This window comes from Mesorhizobium muleiense (assembly GCF_900099905.1).
In the GTDB taxonomy this organism is placed as follows: Bacteria; Pseudomonadota; Alphaproteobacteria; order Rhizobiales; family Rhizobiaceae; genus Mesorhizobium; species Mesorhizobium muleiense.
The window spans coordinates 386,339-405,803 of the sequence record NZ_FNEE01000003.1; the positions used below are offsets into that span (position 1 = coordinate 386,339).

Annotated in this window: 22 protein-coding genes and 1 pseudogene; 10 read left to right on the forward strand and 13 right to left on the reverse strand. The window is 63.4% G+C overall.

The features are described from left to right. Positions 1 to 5: 5 nt before the first annotated feature. Entirely contained in the window at positions 6 to 320 is a 315-nt protein-coding gene (locus BLT09_RS09425; RefSeq protein WP_091592365.1) for a DUF167 domain-containing protein, read from the forward strand. A gap of 94 nt (positions 321 to 414) precedes the next feature. Here the strand turns inward: BLT09_RS09425 and BLT09_RS09430 are convergent, their stop codons facing one another. The 6 genes from BLT09_RS09430 to BLT09_RS09455 all read right to left on the reverse strand — a co-directional run bounded on the left by BLT09_RS09430 (position 415) and on the right by BLT09_RS09455 (position 5,676). Next, positions 415 to 2,469, reverse strand: coding sequence for a M3 family metallopeptidase (locus BLT09_RS09430; protein ID WP_091592367.1), 2,055 nt, complete (start codon positions 2,467 to 2,469; stop codon positions 415 to 417). 101 nt (positions 2,470 to 2,570) lie between these two features. Beyond that, on the reverse strand, positions 2,571 to 2,981 hold the full coding sequence (locus BLT09_RS09435; protein ID WP_091592369.1) for a hypothetical protein: 411 nt from the start codon (positions 2,979 to 2,981) through the stop codon (positions 2,571 to 2,573). 9 nt (positions 2,982 to 2,990) lie between these two features. Next, positions 2,991 to 3,635, reverse strand: a complete 645-nt coding sequence (locus tag BLT09_RS09440) for a carbonic anhydrase (protein WP_027154606.1) — start codon at positions 3,633 to 3,635, stop codon at positions 2,991 to 2,993. A gap of 154 nt (positions 3,636 to 3,789) precedes the next feature. After that, complete coding sequence (locus tag BLT09_RS09445) at positions 3,790 to 4,545, reverse strand: DUF429 domain-containing protein (protein WP_091592371.1); 756 nt, start codon at positions 4,543 to 4,545, stop codon at positions 3,790 to 3,792. Beyond that, positions 4,542 to 5,426, reverse strand: a complete 885-nt coding sequence (gene pdxY / locus BLT09_RS09450) for a pyridoxal kinase PdxY (RefSeq protein ID WP_091592373.1) — start codon at positions 5,424 to 5,426, stop codon at positions 4,542 to 4,544. The genes BLT09_RS09445 and pdxY overlap by 4 nt, the downstream gene beginning before the upstream one ends. Positions 5,427 to 5,433: 7 nt before the next feature. Then, complete coding sequence (locus BLT09_RS09455; protein ID WP_091592375.1) at positions 5,434 to 5,676, reverse strand: hypothetical protein; 243 nt, start codon at positions 5,674 to 5,676, stop codon at positions 5,434 to 5,436. Between the two features lie 161 nt (positions 5,677 to 5,837). Between BLT09_RS09455 and BLT09_RS09460 the strand changes: the two genes are divergently transcribed. The 5 genes from BLT09_RS09460 to ppa all read left to right on the forward strand — a co-directional run bounded on the left by BLT09_RS09460 (position 5,838) and on the right by ppa (position 9,299). Then, positions 5,838 to 6,470 carry a LemA family protein gene (locus tag BLT09_RS09460; protein ID WP_091592377.1) on the forward strand — a complete coding sequence of 211 codons (633 nt, stop codon included), beginning with the start codon at positions 5,838 to 5,840 and terminating at the stop codon, positions 6,468 to 6,470. A gap of 85 nt (positions 6,471 to 6,555) precedes the next feature. Then, positions 6,556 to 7,383, forward strand: coding sequence for a TPM domain-containing protein (locus tag BLT09_RS09465; protein WP_208602486.1), 828 nt, complete (start codon positions 6,556 to 6,558; stop codon positions 7,381 to 7,383). An 8-nt stretch (positions 7,384 to 7,391) separates the two neighbouring features. Then, positions 7,392 to 8,030 carry a TPM domain-containing protein gene (locus BLT09_RS09470; RefSeq protein ID WP_091592378.1) on the forward strand — a complete coding sequence of 213 codons (639 nt, stop codon included), beginning with the start codon at positions 7,392 to 7,394 and terminating at the stop codon, positions 8,028 to 8,030. 116 nt (positions 8,031 to 8,146) lie between these two features. Continuing rightward, positions 8,147 to 8,653, forward strand: coding sequence for a GNAT family N-acetyltransferase (locus BLT09_RS09475; RefSeq protein WP_023800479.1), 507 nt, complete (start codon positions 8,147 to 8,149; stop codon positions 8,651 to 8,653). 112 nt (positions 8,654 to 8,765) lie between these two features. Next, entirely contained in the window at positions 8,766 to 9,299 is a 534-nt protein-coding gene (gene ppa, locus BLT09_RS09480; RefSeq protein ID WP_091592380.1) for an inorganic diphosphatase, read from the forward strand. 245 nt (positions 9,300 to 9,544) lie between these two features. Here the strand turns inward: ppa and BLT09_RS09485 are convergent, their stop codons facing one another. The 3 genes from BLT09_RS09485 to BLT09_RS09495 all read right to left on the reverse strand — a co-directional run bounded on the left by BLT09_RS09485 (position 9,545) and on the right by BLT09_RS09495 (position 11,268). Then, positions 9,545 to 10,135, reverse strand: coding sequence for a hypothetical protein (locus tag BLT09_RS09485; RefSeq protein ID WP_091592501.1), 591 nt, complete (start codon positions 10,133 to 10,135; stop codon positions 9,545 to 9,547). Between the two features lie 16 nt (positions 10,136 to 10,151). Next, a complete protein-coding gene (locus tag BLT09_RS09490) occupies positions 10,152 to 10,592 on the reverse strand; it encodes a hypothetical protein (protein WP_091592381.1) in 441 nt (146 codons plus the stop codon). Positions 10,593 to 10,668: 76 nt separating this feature from the next. Further along, positions 10,669 to 11,268, reverse strand: coding sequence for a TetR/AcrR family transcriptional regulator (locus BLT09_RS09495; RefSeq protein ID WP_091592382.1), 600 nt, complete (start codon positions 11,266 to 11,268; stop codon positions 10,669 to 10,671). 81 nt (positions 11,269 to 11,349) lie between these two features. Here BLT09_RS09495 and BLT09_RS09500 point away from each other — a divergent pair, with 81 nt between their 5' ends. Beyond that, entirely contained in the window at positions 11,350 to 12,633 is a 1,284-nt protein-coding gene (locus BLT09_RS09500) for an MFS transporter (protein WP_091592384.1), read from the forward strand. A gap of 271 nt (positions 12,634 to 12,904) precedes the next feature. Beyond that, positions 12,905 to 14,473, forward strand: a complete 1,569-nt coding sequence (locus tag BLT09_RS09505; protein ID WP_091592386.1) for an alkaline phosphatase D family protein — start codon at positions 12,905 to 12,907, stop codon at positions 14,471 to 14,473. A gap of 274 nt (positions 14,474 to 14,747) precedes the next feature. On the opposite strand, the gene BLT09_RS09510 is transcribed toward BLT09_RS09505, so the two are convergent. Then, positions 14,748 to 15,023 carry a hypothetical protein gene (locus BLT09_RS09510; RefSeq protein WP_091592388.1) on the reverse strand — a complete coding sequence of 92 codons (276 nt, stop codon included), beginning with the start codon at positions 15,021 to 15,023 and terminating at the stop codon, positions 14,748 to 14,750. Between the two features lie 200 nt (positions 15,024 to 15,223). Here BLT09_RS09510 and typA point away from each other — a divergent pair, with 200 nt between their 5' ends. Next, a complete protein-coding gene (gene typA / locus BLT09_RS09515) occupies positions 15,224 to 17,053 on the forward strand; it encodes a translational GTPase TypA (RefSeq protein WP_027154593.1) in 1,830 nt (609 codons plus the stop codon). A 60-nt stretch (positions 17,054 to 17,113) separates the two neighbouring features. Here the strand turns inward: typA and BLT09_RS09520 are convergent, their stop codons facing one another. Then, complete coding sequence (locus tag BLT09_RS09520; RefSeq protein ID WP_091592390.1) at positions 17,114 to 17,740, reverse strand: DUF1062 domain-containing protein; 627 nt, start codon at positions 17,738 to 17,740, stop codon at positions 17,114 to 17,116. Between the two features lie 396 nt (positions 17,741 to 18,136). Here BLT09_RS09520 and BLT09_RS09525 point away from each other — a divergent pair, with 396 nt between their 5' ends. Continuing rightward, the gene (locus BLT09_RS09525; protein WP_023800471.1) at positions 18,137 to 18,751 is read left to right on the forward strand and encodes a LysE family translocator; all 615 of its coding nucleotides are present in this window, start codon (positions 18,137 to 18,139) and stop codon (positions 18,749 to 18,751) included. Between the two features lie 9 nt (positions 18,752 to 18,760). On the opposite strand, the gene BLT09_RS09530 is transcribed toward BLT09_RS09525, so the two are convergent. Continuing rightward, positions 18,761 to 19,084, reverse strand: a complete 324-nt coding sequence (locus tag BLT09_RS09530) for a YciI family protein (protein ID WP_091592503.1) — start codon at positions 19,082 to 19,084, stop codon at positions 18,761 to 18,763. A gap of 159 nt (positions 19,085 to 19,243) precedes the next feature. Beyond that, a pseudogene (locus BLT09_RS09535) lies at positions 19,244 to 19,411 on the reverse strand (peroxidase-related enzyme); the annotation flags it as partial. Positions 19,412 to 19,465 lie beyond the last annotated feature (54 nt).

Consider the following 19,465-nt stretch of genomic DNA (forward strand, 5'->3'; position numbering starts at 1 on the left):
GTTCCATGACCGGGCCGTTTCGCCCGCGTAACGACGGCGTCGACCTGTTCGTCCGGCTGACGCCGAAAGCGGCGATGGACAGGCTCCAAGGCATCGAGATCTCGGCAGACGGGCGAAGCCATCTGAAGGCCCGCGTCCGTGCCGTGCCGGAAAACGGCGCCGCCAACCAGGCGCTCGAACGGCTGGTCGCCAAGGCGCTGGGCGTGCCGCGATCGGCCGTCTCGGTCATCGCCGGCGGCACGGCCCGGCTGAAGACGCTGCGCATATCAGGCGATCCGGCGGCGCTGGCGAAAGCCGTCGAGGCGTTGGGTGGCGGCTAAGCGCGCCGCGTTGAGGTGGCCTGCTGCGAGGTGCTTGTGATCAGACATCGTCGGTCCACCGAGGTTGGCGATTGGTCCTCCGTTGGCCCTCGCTCTACACCAGCCCGCGCTTGGCCATCATCGCTTCGGGCGACGGCATCTTGCCGCGGAAGGCGATGTAGAGCTCTTCCGGGTCCTTGGAACCGCCGGCGGCATAGATGTTTTTCCTGAGCCGCTCGGCCAGCGCCGGATTGAACAGGTCGCCCGTCTCCTCGAAGGCGGCGAAGGCGTCGGCGTCGAGGACCTCCGACCACATGTAGGAATAGTAGCCGGCCGAATAGCCGTCGCCGGCAAATATGTGGCCGAAATGCGGGGTGCGGTGGCGCATGGCGATGGTGTCGGGCATGTTGAGCCTCTCGAGCGTTTCGGCTTCGAAACGAAGCGGCTCGTCCGGCGCGTCCGGCCGTGCGTGGTAGGCCATGTCGACCAGTGCTGAGGCAGTGAACTCGACCGTGGCGAAGCCGGCGCCGAAGGTGCGCGCCGCCAGCATCTTGTCGACCAGCGCCTTCGGCATCGGTTTGCCGGTCTTCACGTGCAGCGCATGCTTTTCCAGCACCGCCGGCACCGTCAGCCAGTGCTCGTAGAGTTGCGAGGGCAGTTCGACGAAATCGCGGCTGACCGAGGTGCCCGCGACCGACGGCCAGGTGACCTCGGTCAGCATGCCATGCAGCGCATGACCGAATTCGTGGAACAGGGTTTTGGCCTCATCGACCGACAAAAGCGCTGCCTCGCCCTCCGGCGGCTTGGCGAAATTCATGATGTTGTAGATCACCGGCCTGGAGCCATCGCCAAGCTTGTAGCCGGACTTCAGCGCGCTCATCCAGGCGCCGGAGCGCTTTGAGGGCCGCGCGAAATAGTCGGCCAGGAACAGCCCGCGCTCGCTGCCGTCGGCATTCCTGACGATGAAAACGCGCGCGTCCGGATGCCAGGTGGCGATGCCTTGCTTCTCCTCGAAGCTGATGCCGAACAATTTTGTCGCCACGTCGAAACAGGCGTCGATGATGCGGTCGAGCTGCAGATAGGGCTTCAGCTCGGACTCGTCGAAGGCAAACTTCTCGGCGCGCAGCTTCTCCTGATAGAAGCGCCAGTCCCAGGCGGCGAATTCTTCGTTGCTGCCGGCCTCGGCCGCCAGCCGGTGCAATTCGATCTGATCGCTTGCGGCCTTTTCCAGCGCCTTTTCCCAGACCGGGTCGAGCAGCTTATGCACCGCCTCCGGCGTCTTTGCCATGGTGTCGTCGAGCTTCAGCGCGGCATAGGAAGCATAGGCGAGCAGCTTCGCCTTTTCGGCGCGCAGACGCAGCATGTCGCGCACCACGGCGGTGTTGTCGGTGGCGCCGCCGTTCTGGCCGCGCATGGTGAAGGCGCGAAAGGCGATTTCGCGCAGGTCGCGGCGCTCGGAGAAGGTCGAGAACGGCTCGTAGATCGAGCGCGACAGTGTGACGGCATAGCGGCCCTTCTGGCCGCGCATCTCCGCGGCCTCGGCCATCGCGCTTTTCAGGAATTCCGGCAGGCCGGCAATGTCGGCCTCGTCAAGAAACAGCGCCCAGTCGCGCTCGTCGGCAAGCAGGTTCTGGCCGAAATTCGTGCCCAGCGACGATAGTTCCTCATTGATCGCCGCCAGCCGCTTCTTGCCCGCGGCGTCGAGCCTGGCGCCGGAACGGACGAAATTTTTCCAGGTCTTTTCCAGCACCCGCAGCGTTTCGGCATCGAGCTTCAGGGCGTCGCGGCGCTGGTAGAGCTCGTCGATGCGGGCAAACAGCCTCTCGTTCATCGAGATCGCCGAGAAATGCCGCGACATCTTTGGCGAGATGTCGCGCTCAAGCGCCTGGATCGCCTCGTTGGTGTGGGCGCCGGCCCGGCACCAGAAGATCGACGAGACATGGTCGAGCGCCTCGCCGCCAAGCTCGAGTGCTGCAAGCGTATTCTCGATGGTCGGGGTCTCGGCATTGCCTGATATCGCCTCGATCTCGGCCTCGTGCGCCGTCAATGCCGCATCGAAAACCCCGGAAAAATCGCCGTCGCCGATGCGGGTGAAATCGGGCAGGCCGAGCGGCCCTTGCCAGGTGGTCAGCGGATGGGCGGCGAGGTCGACGGCGGACGGCATGGGCATTCTTCCGTTAAGTGAGGGGCTTTCGCTGAGTGACTGTGGAGGCAGGGCGCGAGCATCACCGATGTAAGGCGCTGGCTTGCCGCACGCAATATCGCGGCTGGTCAGTAGCTATCGCAGTTTTCGGCGATCGCCGCCTGCGAGCTGGCAGTGATGCGGTTGTCGGCGATCGCGAAGGTTTCCTGCATCAGCACGTCGTTATTGGGGAAATCATAACAGGCGATCACAGTGGTGACGCCGCCCTCGGTCTTCTCGATCCGATGCCGGATTTCAGCCCCGGCGACTGCGCCCTCCCAGTCGTCGATGGAGGCGATGAATTCCTGCTTGGTCTGGACGACGCCGAGATCGTCGAGTTTTATCCGGACGTCGTCGGCAAGCAGGTCCGACAGTTCCGTGCGATCGGCGACCAGCAGCGCCGCATACCAGCGGCCGATGAGCGCACCGTCGTCGGCGCGGGCGGATATGACTGAAAACAGCAGCGCCGCTGCGGCCAAAGCGATCGAACGGCATGCCATGCAACCCTCCTACGTCATCTCCGGCCGCTCGAAGTCGCCGGTGTCCTTGTTCATCACCCAGAGTTCGCCGGTCGAGATGTCGAACCAGGCGCCGTGCAGCGACAGCCGTCCCTTGCCTTCCAGGATCGAGACGCAGGGAAAGGTCCTGAGATTGGCGATCGAATAGCGGATCGAAATGCGCTCGAGCGCGGTCTGCCGCTCGGTCGCCGTCATGAAGGTGCTGGACGAAACGGTCTCGGCCGCCGGCGCAATCAGGCTCATCCACTTGCCGATGAAGTCGCCGGGCGACAACGGCGCGGCGGTACTGTCGAGTGCCGCGCGGATGCCGCCGCAGCGGCCATGGCCCATCACCACGATGTTCTTGACCTTGAGGCTCTGCACGGCGAACTCGAGCGCCGCCGAGGTCGAGTGGAACTGGTCGTCGGGCGCATAGGGCGGCACCAGATTGCCGACATTGCGCAGCACGAAGAGTTCGCCGGGGCCAGCGTCGAAGATCGCCTCGGGTGCCGCGCGGGAGTCGCAGCAAGCAATGATCATCGTTTCGGGGGCCTGGCCCTCGCGAGCAAGCGAGCGATAGCGTCCGCTTTCGGCGAGATAGCGGCCGTTCATGAAATTGCGGTAGCCGGTGAGCAGATGGTCAGGGAGATGAGGCATTGGCGGCGTCTGGAGCCTTTCCGGGTTAGGCGGCAGCTCTTTGGGTCAGGAAGGCTCTAGCGGCAAAAGCCGGTCGCGAGCAATGCTGAATCGCGAAGGACGTGGTTGCCATTCGCCAATGCGATTGCCTCGCCGATAGACGGGACCAAGAAATTCATGCCCAGATCGCGACAGGGATGCCAAATCGGTCGGCGAGCGGCGGATCCGGAAATGGCCTTGCCTCGCCGCTGGCGATGCGGCCGGCGATCAGCATCATCGCTGCGGCGTCGAGAAGGTCGTCGGCAGCAGCGCCTGGCGGCGGCGTCCGGTCGAGAAAGCCCCTGACATAACCCTGTCGGCAAAGCAGCGCCTTGCGTTCCGCCATGCCGGCCGGGTTGACGGCGCCCTTGATCTTCTTCGGCAGGCGCATCGCCTGATCCTCGTTCAGCCGGCAGAAGGCGACTTCCGGATGCGATTCGAAGACGCGGCGGCGCAGTTCGGGACGTGCGATCAGCACGGCATCGATCTCGCGGATCTTGGCAAAGATGCCAAAAGCCTGGATCGAGACGCCGCGCGGCGGATCGGAGGTCGCCTTGGCCACTGCGCTTGCCTGGCGATGCGCGGCATGCCAGGCCTCGATCGTGGTGAAGCCGTCCGTATGCGCATAAAGCGCCGCACGCGAGGGGATGGCGAAGACGCTGGATTGCCTGTTGCCAAGCAGCGGCCGCACCAGCGCTTCGGGCCCGCGGCCGCCCTTTTGCGAAACATCGGGCAGGCCGATCGGCATGTCGACGGCGACTGTCGCATCGATCGGCAATGCGTCGAGCAGTGCTGCGAAGCTTGGAAAAACGGCTGCCGAGGGGGCTGCGCCCGGATCGCGGCGAACGGCGATCCAGCCGGCCTTGCAGCCATCGACGCCGACGACAGTCACGCTCTTTTGTCCCGCCCCGGATGCAGGAGATGGCGAAGCTGCACCATCGCCATCGGGTGCGACAGGCTCTGTGCATCGGTTTCGAGCTGCAATTCGTCGCCGCCGCGCTTGGCGGTGCGCGCCAGGATCTCGTAGACCGCCGCCGTGGTCGACTGCAGTGCCTTGATCGCCGGCTGGCCGGACAGGATGCGCGCCAGATAGACGGCCGCCGTCAGGTCGCCGAGCCCATTGGGCGGCTTGTCGATGAGGCGATGCTCGGCGAGCAGCGCCTGGTTGCCGTTGAGCAGCAGATTGCCGGTGCCGCCGGCCATCATCGCCGGCGCCGAAGTGACCAGCATGGTCGACGGCCCGGCATGAAGGGCGGCCGCCATCACCGCTTTGAGGTCGGGCAGCGGCGCTCCCGCCATCCATTCCAGCTCGTAGCGGTTGGGCGTGGCGATGTCGGCGATCGGCATCAGCCGGTCGCGCATCGCAATGGCGGTCGCCTCCGGCACATAGAGCCCGCCCGAATCGCCCATCACCGGGTCGCAGATATAGACGGCGTCCGGCGTCTTCGCCTTGACCGCGCCGACCAGCGAGGCGACGGCGTCGGCCTGGCCGCCTTCGCCGAGATAGCCGGACAGCACCGCGCCGACCTCGCCCAGCCACGGCGCGCGCTCGAGATCGGCCATCAGCGCCCTGAATTGATCGAGCGGCGGCACGATGCGCGTCGCCCGTCCATGGCCCGGATGCCAGGGCAGGATGATGGTCGGCACCGCCCACACCGGAAAGCCCAGCGTCTCCAGCGCAAAGACCGCGGCGCGGTTGCCGACCGAGCCGCGCGCGACATGGCTGGAAATGACGATGACCGCGCGCGGCGCGTCGTGTTCTTCGTTGCTCACGAGGTTCCTAACCCTGGATGATGAAAAGCACGAGCCAGATCAACAGGCCAATGCCGACAATGAACCCCAGCGCCCGGCCAATGCGCGTGCCCCAATATTCGATCGGGTCCGCCCGGTCGGCGTCTGCTGCAGTGACGTCATCGCGCGCACCCTTCGCGGTCCGCGCAACGGACGAGGCCGGGTCGGTTTCACTTGCCACGCGCTCGATGATGCGGCGCGATTCGTCGTCGCTGTCCTGGCGTCCCGCCATGGCTATGCCCTGTTTTCGCAGCGACTTTAACCTGTTCGCCCGGTCAATCACAGGGCCTGAGAGTGAATGCCAAAGCACCAGCAGCGCCCCAGGTTGAGGTCATGTTCTTGCGCGCAGATTGTGGTAATGCTTCGCCCGTCAGTCTTGTTGAGGGATTTTCCATGCCTGCCCTTTCCTCCCCTTTCGTCTTCCGCAACCTGCCAGCCTTGCTGATGATGGCGATCGTGCTGCCGCTGCTGGCCGGCTGCGGCTACAACACAATTCCGACGGCAGAGGAAAACGCCAAGGCCGCATGGAGCCAGGTGCTGAACCAGTACCAGCGCCGCGCCGATCTCATTCCCAACCTGGTCGAGACGGTCAAGGGCTATGCGGCGCATGAGAAGGAGACGCTCGATGCCGTGGTCGAGGCGCGCGCCAAGGCGACGGAGGTGACGGTGACGCCCGACACGCTGAGCGATCCGGAAGCGGTCAAGAGATTCCAGGACAGTCAAGCCGGCCTGACCAGCGCGCTGTCGCGGTTGCTGGCAGTGGTGGAGAATTATCCCGACCTCAAGGCCAACCAGAATTTTCTGGCGCTGCAGGCGCAGCTCGAAGGCACCGAGAACCGCATCTCGGTCGCCCGACGCGACTATATCGAGGCGGTGCGGGAGTATAATCTGACGCTGAGGACCTTCCCGTCGGTGATTTGGGCGACCCTGTGGTTCCGCGACAATCAGCCATTCGCCAATTTCACCATCGAGGAAGACAAGATGCAGACGCCGAAGGTCGATTTCGGCACGCAGCAGGGTGGGTGATCGGCGCTTGGCGAGCGCAGTTCCATTGACCTTGTACTCCGTCCCACCCCCCTCTGTCCTGCCGGACATCTCCCCCTCAAGGGGGGTGGGACGGAACGCAAGCCTTGCATTCCTGCCGGTTGCTCTAGCCCTTCTCTACTTAGCCCTCTTCCTCCCCCTCGCCACCCTTGCCGCCGAATTGCCTGCCCTGACCGGGCGGGTCGTCGACAATGCCGGCATCATCGACGCCGCAACCGAGGCGGCGCTGACCCGCAAGCTTGCGGATTTCGAGGCCAAGAGCTCTGACCAGATCGTCGTCGCGACGCTTCCTGGCCTCGACGGCGAGGAGATCGAGCCCTTCGCCAACCGGCTGTTCCGCGCCTGGAAGCTCGGCCAGGCCGGCGAGGACAATGGCGTGCTTTTGCTGGTCGCCAGGGACGACCGCAAGATGCGCATCGAGGTCGGCTACGGGCTGGAAGGCACGCTGACCGACCTGCACACCAGGCTGATCATCGAAAACGACATGGTGCCGGCCTTCCGCGCCGGCGATTTCTCCGGCGGCATAATGAAGGCCGTCGACGACATGGTCATGGTGTTGGAAGGCAATCCGGAAGAGCTGGAAGCGCGCGGGACCCGCAACCAGCAGCCGCCATTCAACACCGACGATCTGTTCTTTGCGATCTTCATAAGCATATGGGCGATCATCTTCTTCGGCAGCATCGCCGCCTCCATTCTGCCGCCGATCTTCGGCCGGAAGATCGGCCCCGGTCGCTATCGCTGGCTGGGCATGATTTTCGAGCCGGGCCGGCAATCTTCTGGCGGTTGGTCGTCCGGCGGGGGAGGCTGGTCGTCGGGCGGAGGAGGCTCAGGCGGTGGCGGCTTTTCGGGCGGCGGCGGCTCGTCCGGTGGCGGCGGATCTTCAGGAAGCTGGTGAGACACGACATGACAACTCGACCGATCAGCCGCGAGGATCATGACCGCATCGCCAAAGCGATCCGCGTCGCCGAATCAAACACCGACGGCGAAATCTACTGCGTCGTCGCCTATGCCAGCGACGGCTATTTCTTTCCGGCCGCCTTCATGGCGACGCTGGCGATGCTCGTCGTCAGCCTCGCCGTCAGTTACGGGCTGGAAGCGTGGTGGCTGTCGATCCGCTTGCCGCATTTCGTCATCGCCCAGCTTCTGGCGATGGCCTCGGTGCTTGTGCTGTTGTGGGCGCTGCCCGGCTTGCGCATCCACCTGGTGCCGAGACGGCTGCGTTACCAGGCCGCGCACGCCAATGCGATAAAGCAGTTCCTCGCCCGCAACGTCCACCGCACCACGGCGCGCACCGGCGTGCTGGTGTTCGTTTCGATTGCCGAGCACTACGCCGAAGTGATCGCCGACAGCGGCATCGACAGCCGCGTCGGCCAGCATGTCTGGGACGGCGTCGTCCGCGACCTTACCGCGCATGCCCGCGACGATCGTCTCGCCGACGGCTTCATCAAGGCGATCGAAGCGACGGGTGCGGTGCTGGCCGAGCATTTCCCGGTTTCTTCCGGCGACAGCAACGAGCTCGACGATCATCTGGTCGAAATCTGAGTCGCTACGAACGGTTTTTTCAGCACTCAACGGCACGTCTATCGTCTGTGCGAAAGCTTGGGAGCGGCTGACCGGACTCTTGCAATCGGGCGGTGCGGGTTTATGGTTAACCAATCATGAAGACGCTGAGCATCGACATCAGGAAAGCCGAGCCGCGCGACGCAAGCGCCATCGCCGACGTGCACCTGCTGGCCTGGCGCGGCGCCTACTCCGGCATCATTCCGCATCGCACGCTGACATCGATGATCAACCGCCGCGGCGCCGACTGGTGGGCGAACGCCATCCGCCGCGCCGCCACCGTCCTGGTTGTCGAGATCGGCGGCAAGGTTGCCGGCTACGCCACGATCGGCAAGAACCGCGCCCGCGAGCTCAAGCAGCAGGGCGAGATCTACGAACTTTACGTGCGCCCGGAATATCAGGGCATCGGGCTCGGCAGCCGGCTATTCTCGGCAGCACGGGCGCGACTGGCAGACCACGGGCTGAAAGGCATGGTGGTGTGGGCGCTGGAGGACAACCAGAACGCGCTCACCTTCTATGCCGGCGCCGGCGGCCGCGACGTCGCCGAGGGCGTCGAGGTTTTCGAGCAGAAGGCTCTGAAGAAGGTCGCCTTCGTCTGGGAATGACGGCTCGACACGCCTCTCGCCAGCAGCCTCAGCCGATTTCAGTACCATTCGCCGCATTGCACCATGCGCCGCTGCCCGCTATCGGTTTCCAATCGAAAGAGGGACAAAAGCCATGCGTATCGAAGCCATCGCCATCGGAAAGAACCCGCCGGAGGACATCAACGTCATCATCGAGGTGCCGATCGGCGGCGAGCCGATCAAGTACGAGATGGACAAGGAGGCCGGCACGCTGTTCGTCGACCGCTTCCTGCACACCTCGATGCGCTATCCCGGCAATTACGGCTTCGTGCCGCACACGCTGTCGGGTGACGGCGACCCGATCGACGTGCTGGTCTGTAACACGCGGGCGCTGGTGCCGGGTTGCGTCATCAATGTGCGGCCGATCGGCGTGCTGGTGATGGAGGACAATTCCGGCCTCGACGAAAAGATCATCGCGGTGCCGTCGCCCAAGCTGACGCTGCGCTACGAGAACGTCACCGAATACACGCACCTGCCCGACATCACCCGCCAGCAGGTGCAGCACTTCTTCGAACACTACAAGGATCTCGAACCCGGCAAATGGGTCAAGATCGAGGGCTGGCACGACGCCGCCTACGCCAAGAAGATGATCGTCGAGGCGATCGAACGGGCCAAGGCAACCAAGTAGCCGAACGCCTGAAGTTGCGAGCAAACTGCTGGCGTAGCGCCGCACCTCATCCGCCTGCCGGCACCTTCTCCCCGTGAACGGGGAGAAGCCCGCTGACCTCGACCTTGGCGCCCATTCAGCAACGGTGGTAATTGGCGAAACCATTGATGGCTGCGTCTTTCTCCCCGTCACTATACGGGGAGAAATGCCCGGCAGGGCAATGAGGGGCAGCGCTGACCGACGTTACTTTTCAATGCGACGCGCTCCTAATTATCGACGCGGCCGAAAGCGGGTGCGTTGCCGATAACCACGCGCTTGTCCTTGCCGCAGGCAAAGGTCCGCGCCTTCTCGTCGGCGAGCTTGCGGGCCTGGTCGTTGGCGCCGGGGTTGCCGGTGGCCAGCACCAGGCCGACGGTGCAGCCTTCATAGGTCTCTGGTTGGGCGACCTTGGCGATGATCAGCACGTCGATCGGTTTGTTCTCCACCTCGGGATTGCTGATCGAGCGCCGATGAATGACCGCAAACGGGACGGCGCGATCGCCGTTCGTCTCGATGCGCCACTCGAGTTTGGATGCCGCCGAGTTGAAGGCGACAAAACTTTCCCAGACTGCGGTCATGTCGCTGGGCGGAAAACCATAAAACAGCAATTCGCGGGCGTCGTCGTAGGCGATCAGCACCGGGTAGCCGCGATAGCCCGAACAGGCGAGACTGGCCCAGTCGCCGTCGCCTTCCTCCGCTTGCGCGTAGGTCACGCAGTCCTTCTTCCGGTCGAGATCGGTGTAGGCGCTGGAAATGTCGCCGGCCTGGGCAGGCTGGCAGAGGCCGGCGAGGGCAAGCGGGATCAGAAGCGCACGCACGCGATACACCCTGTGGTCATTTTCGCTGCCCAGCTCTAAGCTTCGCAAAAAAATACAGGGCGTACAACGCGGAAAAACAAATGGATACAATGGACGTTTGGTAGTCCATCCAGGAAATTGCGACGAACGACACGAAGGTTGCAAACAGCGTTACCGGCACAGCGACGCCGGTGTACAGAAAAATCAAAGCCGAGGCCGATATCAAGACGATAAGAGCGCTCCCTGTGGGACTATAGTCGGGAGCCTTAAATAAGAAATAGGCAAGGGCTGATGAAATAAGTATGAGAAACAAAAATCTGCGCAGGACGGCTTCCTTGACCGTGTACTCGTTCAGGTCAAGGACCGTCCGAATGTCTCTTTTCTCCTGCTCGCCAATTAAACCCGAACTCCCTCGCCTCAGGTAGTGAAGCAGGAACATCTTTTCGAGGTCGTCTAAAAACGTTCGAGCAAGGTTCAAGTCGTTACCGGCAATTATCAGCAGACCACGAGCGTGACGGCCATACTGCTTCTGGCTGGAAAGGACCGCAAGAGGTCTATTTCTTCAAGCTCGCTTCGATCAGCAGGTCGGCATTGCGGGCCACAGACTTCGCCGGTCCGCCGGCCCCGAACAGCTGACCGCTGATATAAGCGCCTTCGATCAGGAGCAGCAGCCCGTCGCCCAGCGTATCGGCGTCGCCGGCACCCATCGCCGCCGCCATGGCGCGCAGGCGTCGGCGCAATTCCTGCTTGTTGGCCTCGCTCACCACGCGGGCCGGGTGGCCGCGTTCGGGATATTCTACGGCCGCATTGGTCATGCCGCAGCCGCGATAGTCGGGCTTTTGCGTGCGCTTGCCGATGCGGGTCAGGAAGGCGGCGATCTGCGCGCGCGGATTGCCGGGATGGGCAGCCACCGCCGCGTCGAAGCGGGCCCAGAACTCGAGGTCGTATTGCCGCAGATAGGACGCGGCCAATTCGTCCTTGGAGGGAAAGCTGCGATAGAGGCTGGGCTTGGTGACGCCGGCGCGCCGCACGATCTCGTCGACGCCGATCGCCCTGATGCCTTGCCGGTAGAACAGGTCGCGGGCAACGCGAAGGATTTTTTCGCCCGCGCGGGGCCGTTCATCCGCTTTGATCGCTGGTTCAATGCTTTTCATCTAGGACGTGCCGTTGCCTGCTTGACAATGTTACCGATCGGTACGTATGCTTCCATGCATTGCAACGTACCGGTCAGTAACATGATAGCTCAATCCCGCCCGTTTGGCCAGCGCTACGCTTTCGTCGTGGTCGCCGTCATTTTCCTCTGCCTGCTGATCGCGGCGGGCCTGCGGTCGGCGCCGGCCGTCATGATGCTGCCGCTGGAGGAGAGTTTCGGCTGGCGGCGCGATGTCGTCTCGCTCGCCGCGGCCATCGGCATCTTCCTCTACGGCCTGACCGGGCCGTTTGCCGCGGCACTGATGGAACGGATCGGGCTGCGCCGCACGCTGCTGGCGTCGCTGGTGCTGATGTCGGGCTCGACGGCGCTCAGCCTGTTGATGACCCAGCCCTGGCACCTGCTTCTCACCTGGGGCGTATTCTCCGGCGTCGGTTCCGGCGCGGTCGCCACGGTGCTCGGCGCCACCATCGTCAATCGCTGGTTCAAGACCAATCGCGGCCTGGTGATGGGGCTGATGTCGGCCTCGGCCGCCACCGGCCTGCTGGTGTTCCTGCCGTTGCTCGCCGCGCTCGCCCAGTCGGGCGGCTGGAAGCCTGTCGCCATCGCCATTGCGGTCGCCACCGCCTGCCTGGTGCCGCTGGTCTGGCTGCTGGTGCCGGAACGGCCGTCCGCGATCGGCATGGTGCGCTACGGCGCGGACGTCGACGACGTGCCGCCGGTTCCGCCGGCCTCGCAGGGCAACTTCCTCACCCACACGTTCAGCACGCTGCGTCGTGCCGCCGGCACGCGGGTGTTCTGGTATCTGTTCGCCACTTTCTTCATCTGTGGCTTCACCACCAACGGACTGGTCGGAACGCACCTGATCGCCTTTTGCGGCGACATGGGCATCGGCCAGGTGCAAGCCGCCGGCCTGCTGTCGCTGATGGGCATCTTCGACCTGATCGGCACGACGCTGTCGGGCTGGCTCACCGACCGTTTCGACCCGCGCAAGCTGCTCGGCGTCTATTATGGCATCCGCGGCCTGTCGCTGATCTATCTGCCTTATTCCGGCTTTTCGTCGACCAGCCTGATCATCTTCGCAGTGCTCTACGGATTGGACTGGATCGCCACCGTGCCGCCGACGCTCAGGCTGTCGAACGAGGCGTTCGGCGACCGCAGCGGGCCGATCGTCTTCGGCTGGATCGTCGCCGGCCATCAGGTGGGTGCGGCAGCGGCCGCCTTCTTCGGCGGCACCATGCGTGAATTGCAGGGCAATTACGAAACTGCCTTCCTCATCGCCGGCATGACGGCAATAGCCGCAGCCTGCATCTCGCTGTTGATCAACACCAGCCGTCCGGCCTTCGCCCCGGAAGGCCAACCGGCGTAGGGCGCGACGGCTGAGCGCGAATCTCCCCCCTCGAGGGGGAGATGGCCGCGAAGCGGCCAGAGGGGGTCGGTCCGACCGGGCTCGGCCCTGCTCGCAGACGTAGGAGGTCGGCGCTCGACGCGAGACGACCCCCTCTGTCGCCTTCGGCGACATCTCCCCCTCAAGGGGAGACTACCTGTTCACTGTAATAAAACCTTCATGGTTTCGAGATGTGCCTGAAACATTGACCCTGGAGCTTGGCGGCGACGTTTAAGCCATCCAGGAGACAGCCATGAACAGGATTTCACGCCGCGCTTTTGTCACGTCGGCGAGTGCCGCCGGCCTCGTCGGCGTATCGGGCCTCGCGCTTCCCTATTATTCGCGCGCCAATCAGCGGCCCGCCTTCACCCATGGCATCCAGTCGGGCGATGTCGACGCAACCAGTGGCGTGGTGTGGACGCGGACCGACCGCCCTTCGCGCGTCATGTTCGAAGTCTCGTCGACGGAGAATTTCGCCAATCCCTTGCGCCTTGCGCCGCTCGATACGTCGCCGGCCAGCGATTACACGGTAAAGCGGCTGCTCACCGACCTTACCTCCGACCAGGACATCTTCTACCGCATGGTCGCGGCCGATCTTGCCGACATCAACGCCGTCTCCGAGCCGATCGTCGGCCGCTTCCGCACGGCGCCGGCCTCGAAACGCGACATCCGCTTCGCATGGTCGGGCGATACCGCCGGCCAGGGCTGGGGCATCGACGACACCGGCATGAAGACCTATGCCACGATCGGCAAGCATACGCCCGACTTCTTCCTGCATTCCGGCGACACCATCTATGCCGACGGCCCGATGAAGGACGAGGTCGAGCTGCCCGGCGGCAGCAAGTGGAAGAACAAGGTCCTCATCGACGAAAAGCGCAAGGTTGCCGAGACGCTGGACGAGTACCGCGGCCAGTGGAAGTACAACATGATGGACAGACATGTGCTGGGGCTCAACGCCATCTGCCCGACCTTCTATCAGTGGGACGACCACGAGGTGGTCAACAACTGGTCGGATTCGAAGAACCTGAGCGCCGACGACCGCTACTCGGAAAAAAACATCCATGTGCTGGCGGCACGCGCGGCACGCGCCTTCCACGAGATGACGACGATCCGCTACGAGCCGTCGGAACCGGGCCGCGTCTATCGCAAGATCGCCTACGGGCCGCTGCTCGATGTGTTCTTCCTCGACATGCGCTCCTATCGCGGCGCCAACGGTCCTGGCATGCAGGATACGGTGACGCCGCAATCGCGCATCCTCGGCGAACAGCAGATGAAGTGGCTGAAGCGCGAACTGGCAAAGTCCAACGCGACCTGGAAAATCATCGCCGCCGACATGCCGCTTGGTCTCGTCGTCTGGAACGACGCCACCAACAAGGCCGGCGCCGAGGCCGTCAGCAATGGCGACAATGGCCCGGCCAAGGGCCGCGAACTGGAAATTGCCGACCTCCTTCGCTACATAAAGAATGCCGGCATCACCAACACCGTCTGGCTGACCGCCGACGTGCACTACACGGCGGCGCATTACTACAATCCCGACAAGGCGCAGTTCCAGGACTTCAATCCGTTCTGGGAATTCGTCTCGGGTCCGCTCCATGCCGGCACCTATGGACCCAATGATTTCGACATGACCTTCGGCCCGGAGCTGAAATTCATCAAGGCGCCAACCGCCGAGCAGGGGCAGAACCTGCCACCCTCGGCCGGCCTGCAGTTCTTCGGCCTCGTCGACATCGATGGCGCCACTGAACAGATGACGGTGCGGCTGATGGATCGCGACGACAATGAACTCTACAAGGTCACGCTCGACCCGGTGCATTCGGCGTGAGGGGACTGGGTCACTTTGTATCAATCCTGGGTGACGTCGCGCTGCCCCTCATTGCCCTGCCGGGCATTTCTCCCCGTAGACGGGGAGAAAGTGGCCCGCATCGAAGATTTCGCTAATCGCGAACGTTGCAGAAGGAGAGCCGACACTTCGCGCAGCGGGCTTCTCCCCGTTTACAGGGAGAAGGTGCCGGCAGGCGGATGAGGGGCTGCGCCGGCGTTGGCAAAACTTCAGGAAGGGTCGATCCGACCTTTCCGACAATGTGCGGAAAGCAGTCCTAATCCGGATAGCAAACGGTCGGAATATTGGGCCAAACAGCGCTGTCGCAGTTGGCGGCCTCCTGCCTTTGCCTGAAGGCGGCGCTGACCGGCCCGGTCACCACCGGGTCGACGCCATCAGGAGCGTCGGCAAACAACTGCTCCGCCGTTCGGGTGTCGGACGGCAGGGCAGGCTCCTTCGACGTCGCGGCCGACTGTGCCACGCCTGCCGCAAGCAGAACGGCGAGGGCAGCCCATGCAAGGATTGGCCGGTATCTGATGCCCGTTTTGCTCATGAAATTTGAACTGTCCCGACCGTGAAAGGTTCCGCTTTGGTTAATAATTCAATTTCACACCAAGACGCTTAAGATTTGGTGACCATGTATTTGGTGGCACGCCTCCTCTTTCGCAATTGCGAAAAACCCTGTATGAGCCGCCCAACCGAAAGAGGCAGCGCCTTTTGGCCTGCTGCCTGCAACGCTCCCGAGACCACAACATGAAAATTCGTAATATCGCGATCATCGCGCACGTCGACCATGGGAAAACCACCCTCGTCGACCAGCTCCTGAAACAGTCCGGTTCGTTCCGCGACAACCAGCGCGTTGCCGAACGCGCCATGGATTCGAACGACCTCGAAAAGGAACGCGGCATCACCATCCTGGCCAAGGCGACCTCGGTCGACTGGAAGGACACCCGCATCAACATCGTCGACACCCCCGGCCACGCCGATTTCGGCGGTGAAGTCGAGCGCATCCTGTCGATGGTGGATTCAGCCATCGTGCTGGTCGACGCCGCCGAAGGGCCGATGCCGCAGACAAAATTCGTCGTCGGCAAGGCGCTCAAGGTCGGATTGAAGCCGATCGTCGTCATCAACAAGATCGACCGGCCGGACGCCCGCCACGTCGAGGTGGTCAACGAAGTGTTCGACCTGTTTGCAGCGCTCGACGCCACCGACGAGCAGCTCGACTTCCCGATCCTTTACGGCTCGGGCCGCGACGGTTGGGTGTCGGAAAACCCCGAAGGTCCGAAGGACCAAGGCCTGGCGCCGCTGTTCGACCTGGTCATCAAGCATGTGCCGGCGCCGACCGTCCACCCCGGCCCGTTCCGCATGATCGGCACCATCCTGGAAGCCAATCCGTTCCTTGGCCGCATCATCACCGGCCGCATCGAATCCGGCACGCTGAAGTCCAACCAGGCGGTCAAGGTGCTGCATCATGACGGCACCCAGGTCGAAACCGGCCGTATCTCGAAGATCCTGGCTTTCCGCGGGCTCGAGCGCCAGCCGATCGACGAGGCGCAGGCGGGTGACATCGTCGCCATCGCCGGCCTGTCGAAGGGCACCGTCGCCGACACGTTCTGCGACCTGTCGGTGACCGAGCCGCTGCATGCGCAGCCGATCGATCCGCCGACCGTGACGATGTCGTTCCTCGTCAACGATAGCCCGCTGGCCGGCACCGAGGGCGACAAGGTGACCAGCCGCGTTATCCGCGACCGCCTGCTGCGCGAGGCCGAAGGCAATGTCGCGCTGAAAATCGAGGAATCGCCTGACAAGGATTCGTTTTTCGTCTCCGGCCGCGGCGAATTGCAGCTTGCCGTTCTGATCGAGACGATGCGCCGCGAAGGGTTCGAGATTGCCGTGTCGCGTCCGCGCGTCGTCATGCAGAAGGGCGAGAACGGCGAGTTGCTCGAGCCGGTCGAGGAAGTCGTCATCGACGTCGACGAGGAGCATGCCGGCGTCGTCGTGCAAAAAATGTCGGAGCGCAAGGCCGAGATGGTCGAATTGCGCCCGTCAGGCGGCAACCGCCAGCGCATCGTCTTCCACGCGCCGACGCGCGGCCTGATCGGCTATCAGTCGGAACTGTTGACCGATACGCGCGGCACAGCCGTCATGAACCGGCTGTTCCATGCCTACGAGCCTTACAAGGGGGAGCTGCCGGGCCGCACCAACGGCGTGCTGATCTCCAACGAGCAGGGCGAGTCGGTGGCCTATGCGATGTGGAACCTGGAAGACCGCGGCCCGATGGTCATCGATCCGGGCGTCAAGGTCTATCAGGGCATGATCATCGGCATCCATTCACGCGACAACGACCTCGAAGTGAACGTGCTGAAAGGCAAGAAGCTGACCAACATCCGCGCCGCTGGCAAGGATGAAGCGGTTAAGCTGACGCCGCCGATCCGCATGACGCTGGAACGCGCGCTGGCCTGGATCCAGGACGACGAGCTGGTCGAGGTGACGCCGAAGACCATCCGGCTGCGCAAGCTCTACCTCGACCCCAACGAGCGCAAGCGTTTTGAGAAGTCGGCGAAAGTGGTCGGCGCGGCGTAAGCCATTTCTTCTCAGCGGTTATGAGGGAGGGAGCACGCGCGTGCTTCCTCCCATTTTACTTTACCCACCGGCAGCCGAGATGATGGCTTCGCGATCGGGTTCGCGGGCCAGATCGATGCGCATCACCGTTCCCGCTCGAGCCGGCTTGCGCAAGGCTTTGGCCCCATCCGGATCAACGACCAGCAGTCTCTTCGTGTCCCAGGCCTGGAGCCGCGATCGCGAGATGTCGAGTTCACCGGCGAGCAACCGGTCGAGCCGCAGCGCTGTCGGCATTTCGAGCCTGAGCTGGAGCTCTAGAGCGGTGGTGTTTTCCGGCCTCTCCCCGAGCACCTGCTTGTGAGCGGCGGCTTCAGGAAACTCCTCGACGCGCCCGACCCTGCTTCGCAGTGCGACAGCATCGAAAGCATGGCGACGCGCCATGGCCGGGTCGTTGCTTTCGAGTGCGTGCAGCAGCGCAGACTCGATGTCGCGGCGGTTGCACCGCTCCAGAATGCCGAAATTCCAGGAATTGTCGCAATCGACGCAGCGATAGATCAGCCACGCATCGATGCGTTTGCCGTTGGCGTTGACGCGGAATTTCCCGCTGCTGTGGTAAGCCTTCAGGCTGTTGCAACGGTTGCAGTTGATGTGCGGTCGAGGTGCGGTTTTGGGTGCGATCGTCCAGCGGATACGCAGTGTCGAAGACATGCCGAAAAGCCCTTCCCGTCGGGAAGTTCGTCAGATCGGCGATGTCGAGATGCCCATGCGGGGACGGCGTGGCGAGAGGCTGCGGTGGTCGGGAATCAGATGTCGCGGGTGGCAAAACGCGACAGCGGTTCAGCAGTGCCAAACCGGTCTCGAACCGCCGCCCTGAGGAACACATGATATGAAACAGACGCTGCGAATGCGGCGCCATGCATTGTGTCGGGGGAGTTGACGAGACCGGCGGTTACGTAGGCAAAGTGAAGCTCGAAATTGTGTCGGGACGAAACTTCAAGCCGCGCGGTGTCAAGCCGGCAAGCCTCTTCCTTGACCGATGCTACCGCCGGTGGAACACTTCCGCTACAATTGAACCGATCAACGTTTCAAGCAAAGATCCCGGTCATGCACGTCACCTCGCTTTTGATCTTCGCCGCCGCCCTTTTCGTCGCCGCGGGCTCGCCCGGCCCGTCGATTGCCGCCCTGGTGGCGCGGGTTATCGCAAAGGGCTTTCGCGACGTGTTTCCATTCCTGCTCGCCATGTGGATCGGCGAGGCCATCTGGCTGTCGCTGGCGGTGTTCGGGCTGGCGGTGGTGGCGCAGACCTTCCATCTCGCCTTCGTTGTGCTGAAATGGGTCGGCGTCGCCTATCTCGCCTACCTCGCCTGGAAGATGTGGACGGCCCCGGTCGAGGCGCGCGAAGGCGAGATGCCGCGCGAGGAGTCGGCCGTCAAACTGTTCTTTGCCGGCATGGCGGTGACGCTCGGCAATCCCAAGATCATGATGTTCTACCTGGCGCTGCTGCCGACCATCATCGATCTCGCCTCGGTGACGGTCGTCGGCTGGATCGAGCTGACGCTGACCATGGCCGTGGTTCTGGTCGCCATCGATCTGGCCTGGGTGCTGGCGGCAGCGCAGGCGCGAAAACTCTTGAAGAGCAGGCGGGCGATGAAGATCGCCAACCGCGTCAGCGCCACCACCATGGCCGGTGCCGCGGCGGCGATTGCGGCTCGATCCTGAGCCGGTGCGTCAGCCCATTTCGATGATCGGCGCGATCTCGACGCTGAAACCCGGGTCCTTCAGGATAGGACAATCCTTGGCCTTGGCGACGGCATCGTCGATGTCGTTCGCTTCGATGATTGTGTAACCGGCGGTCGGATTGCTGCCGCCATTGTTCTCGACTTTGCCGCCGGGCAGCACGGTCTTCGACATGCCGACCGGATTGCCACCGTCGACCACGGCCGAGCCAAGCTTGCCGTACCAGCCGTTCCAGGCATCCATCGCCGCTTGCCGTTCGGCCTCGTCGGTCGGCATCTTGCCGGAGCCGTGATAGACATAGAGAAATTTCGCCATGTTCTCCTCCGTTGATCTTCCGTTGATCGGCGGGCGTCGAACCGACATGCGGTCACGCCGCAGGGCGATCATCGGACCAAACCGAAAAACAAGCAACGAGAATGCGAATCACTAATGTGAGGTCCGGTTGGCTCGCAACCGCCATGCTCTCACCGCGCCATCGCGTGGTATGTCGGTGAAGGCGCGCAGCTTCGTCTCATCGAAAGCGTAGGCCAAAAGCACGTTGGGAACGAGACCGAGCTTCTCCTCGCATTTGGCGAAATAGGCTTTCGTCGCTTCGCTCAGTTCCGCAGGCACGAGGTCAAGTGCGATGATTTTGTCTTTTATGGCGGATTTTCTCCTCATTTTCGGTGACCCACCGGCGAATCCCGACATTTCGTC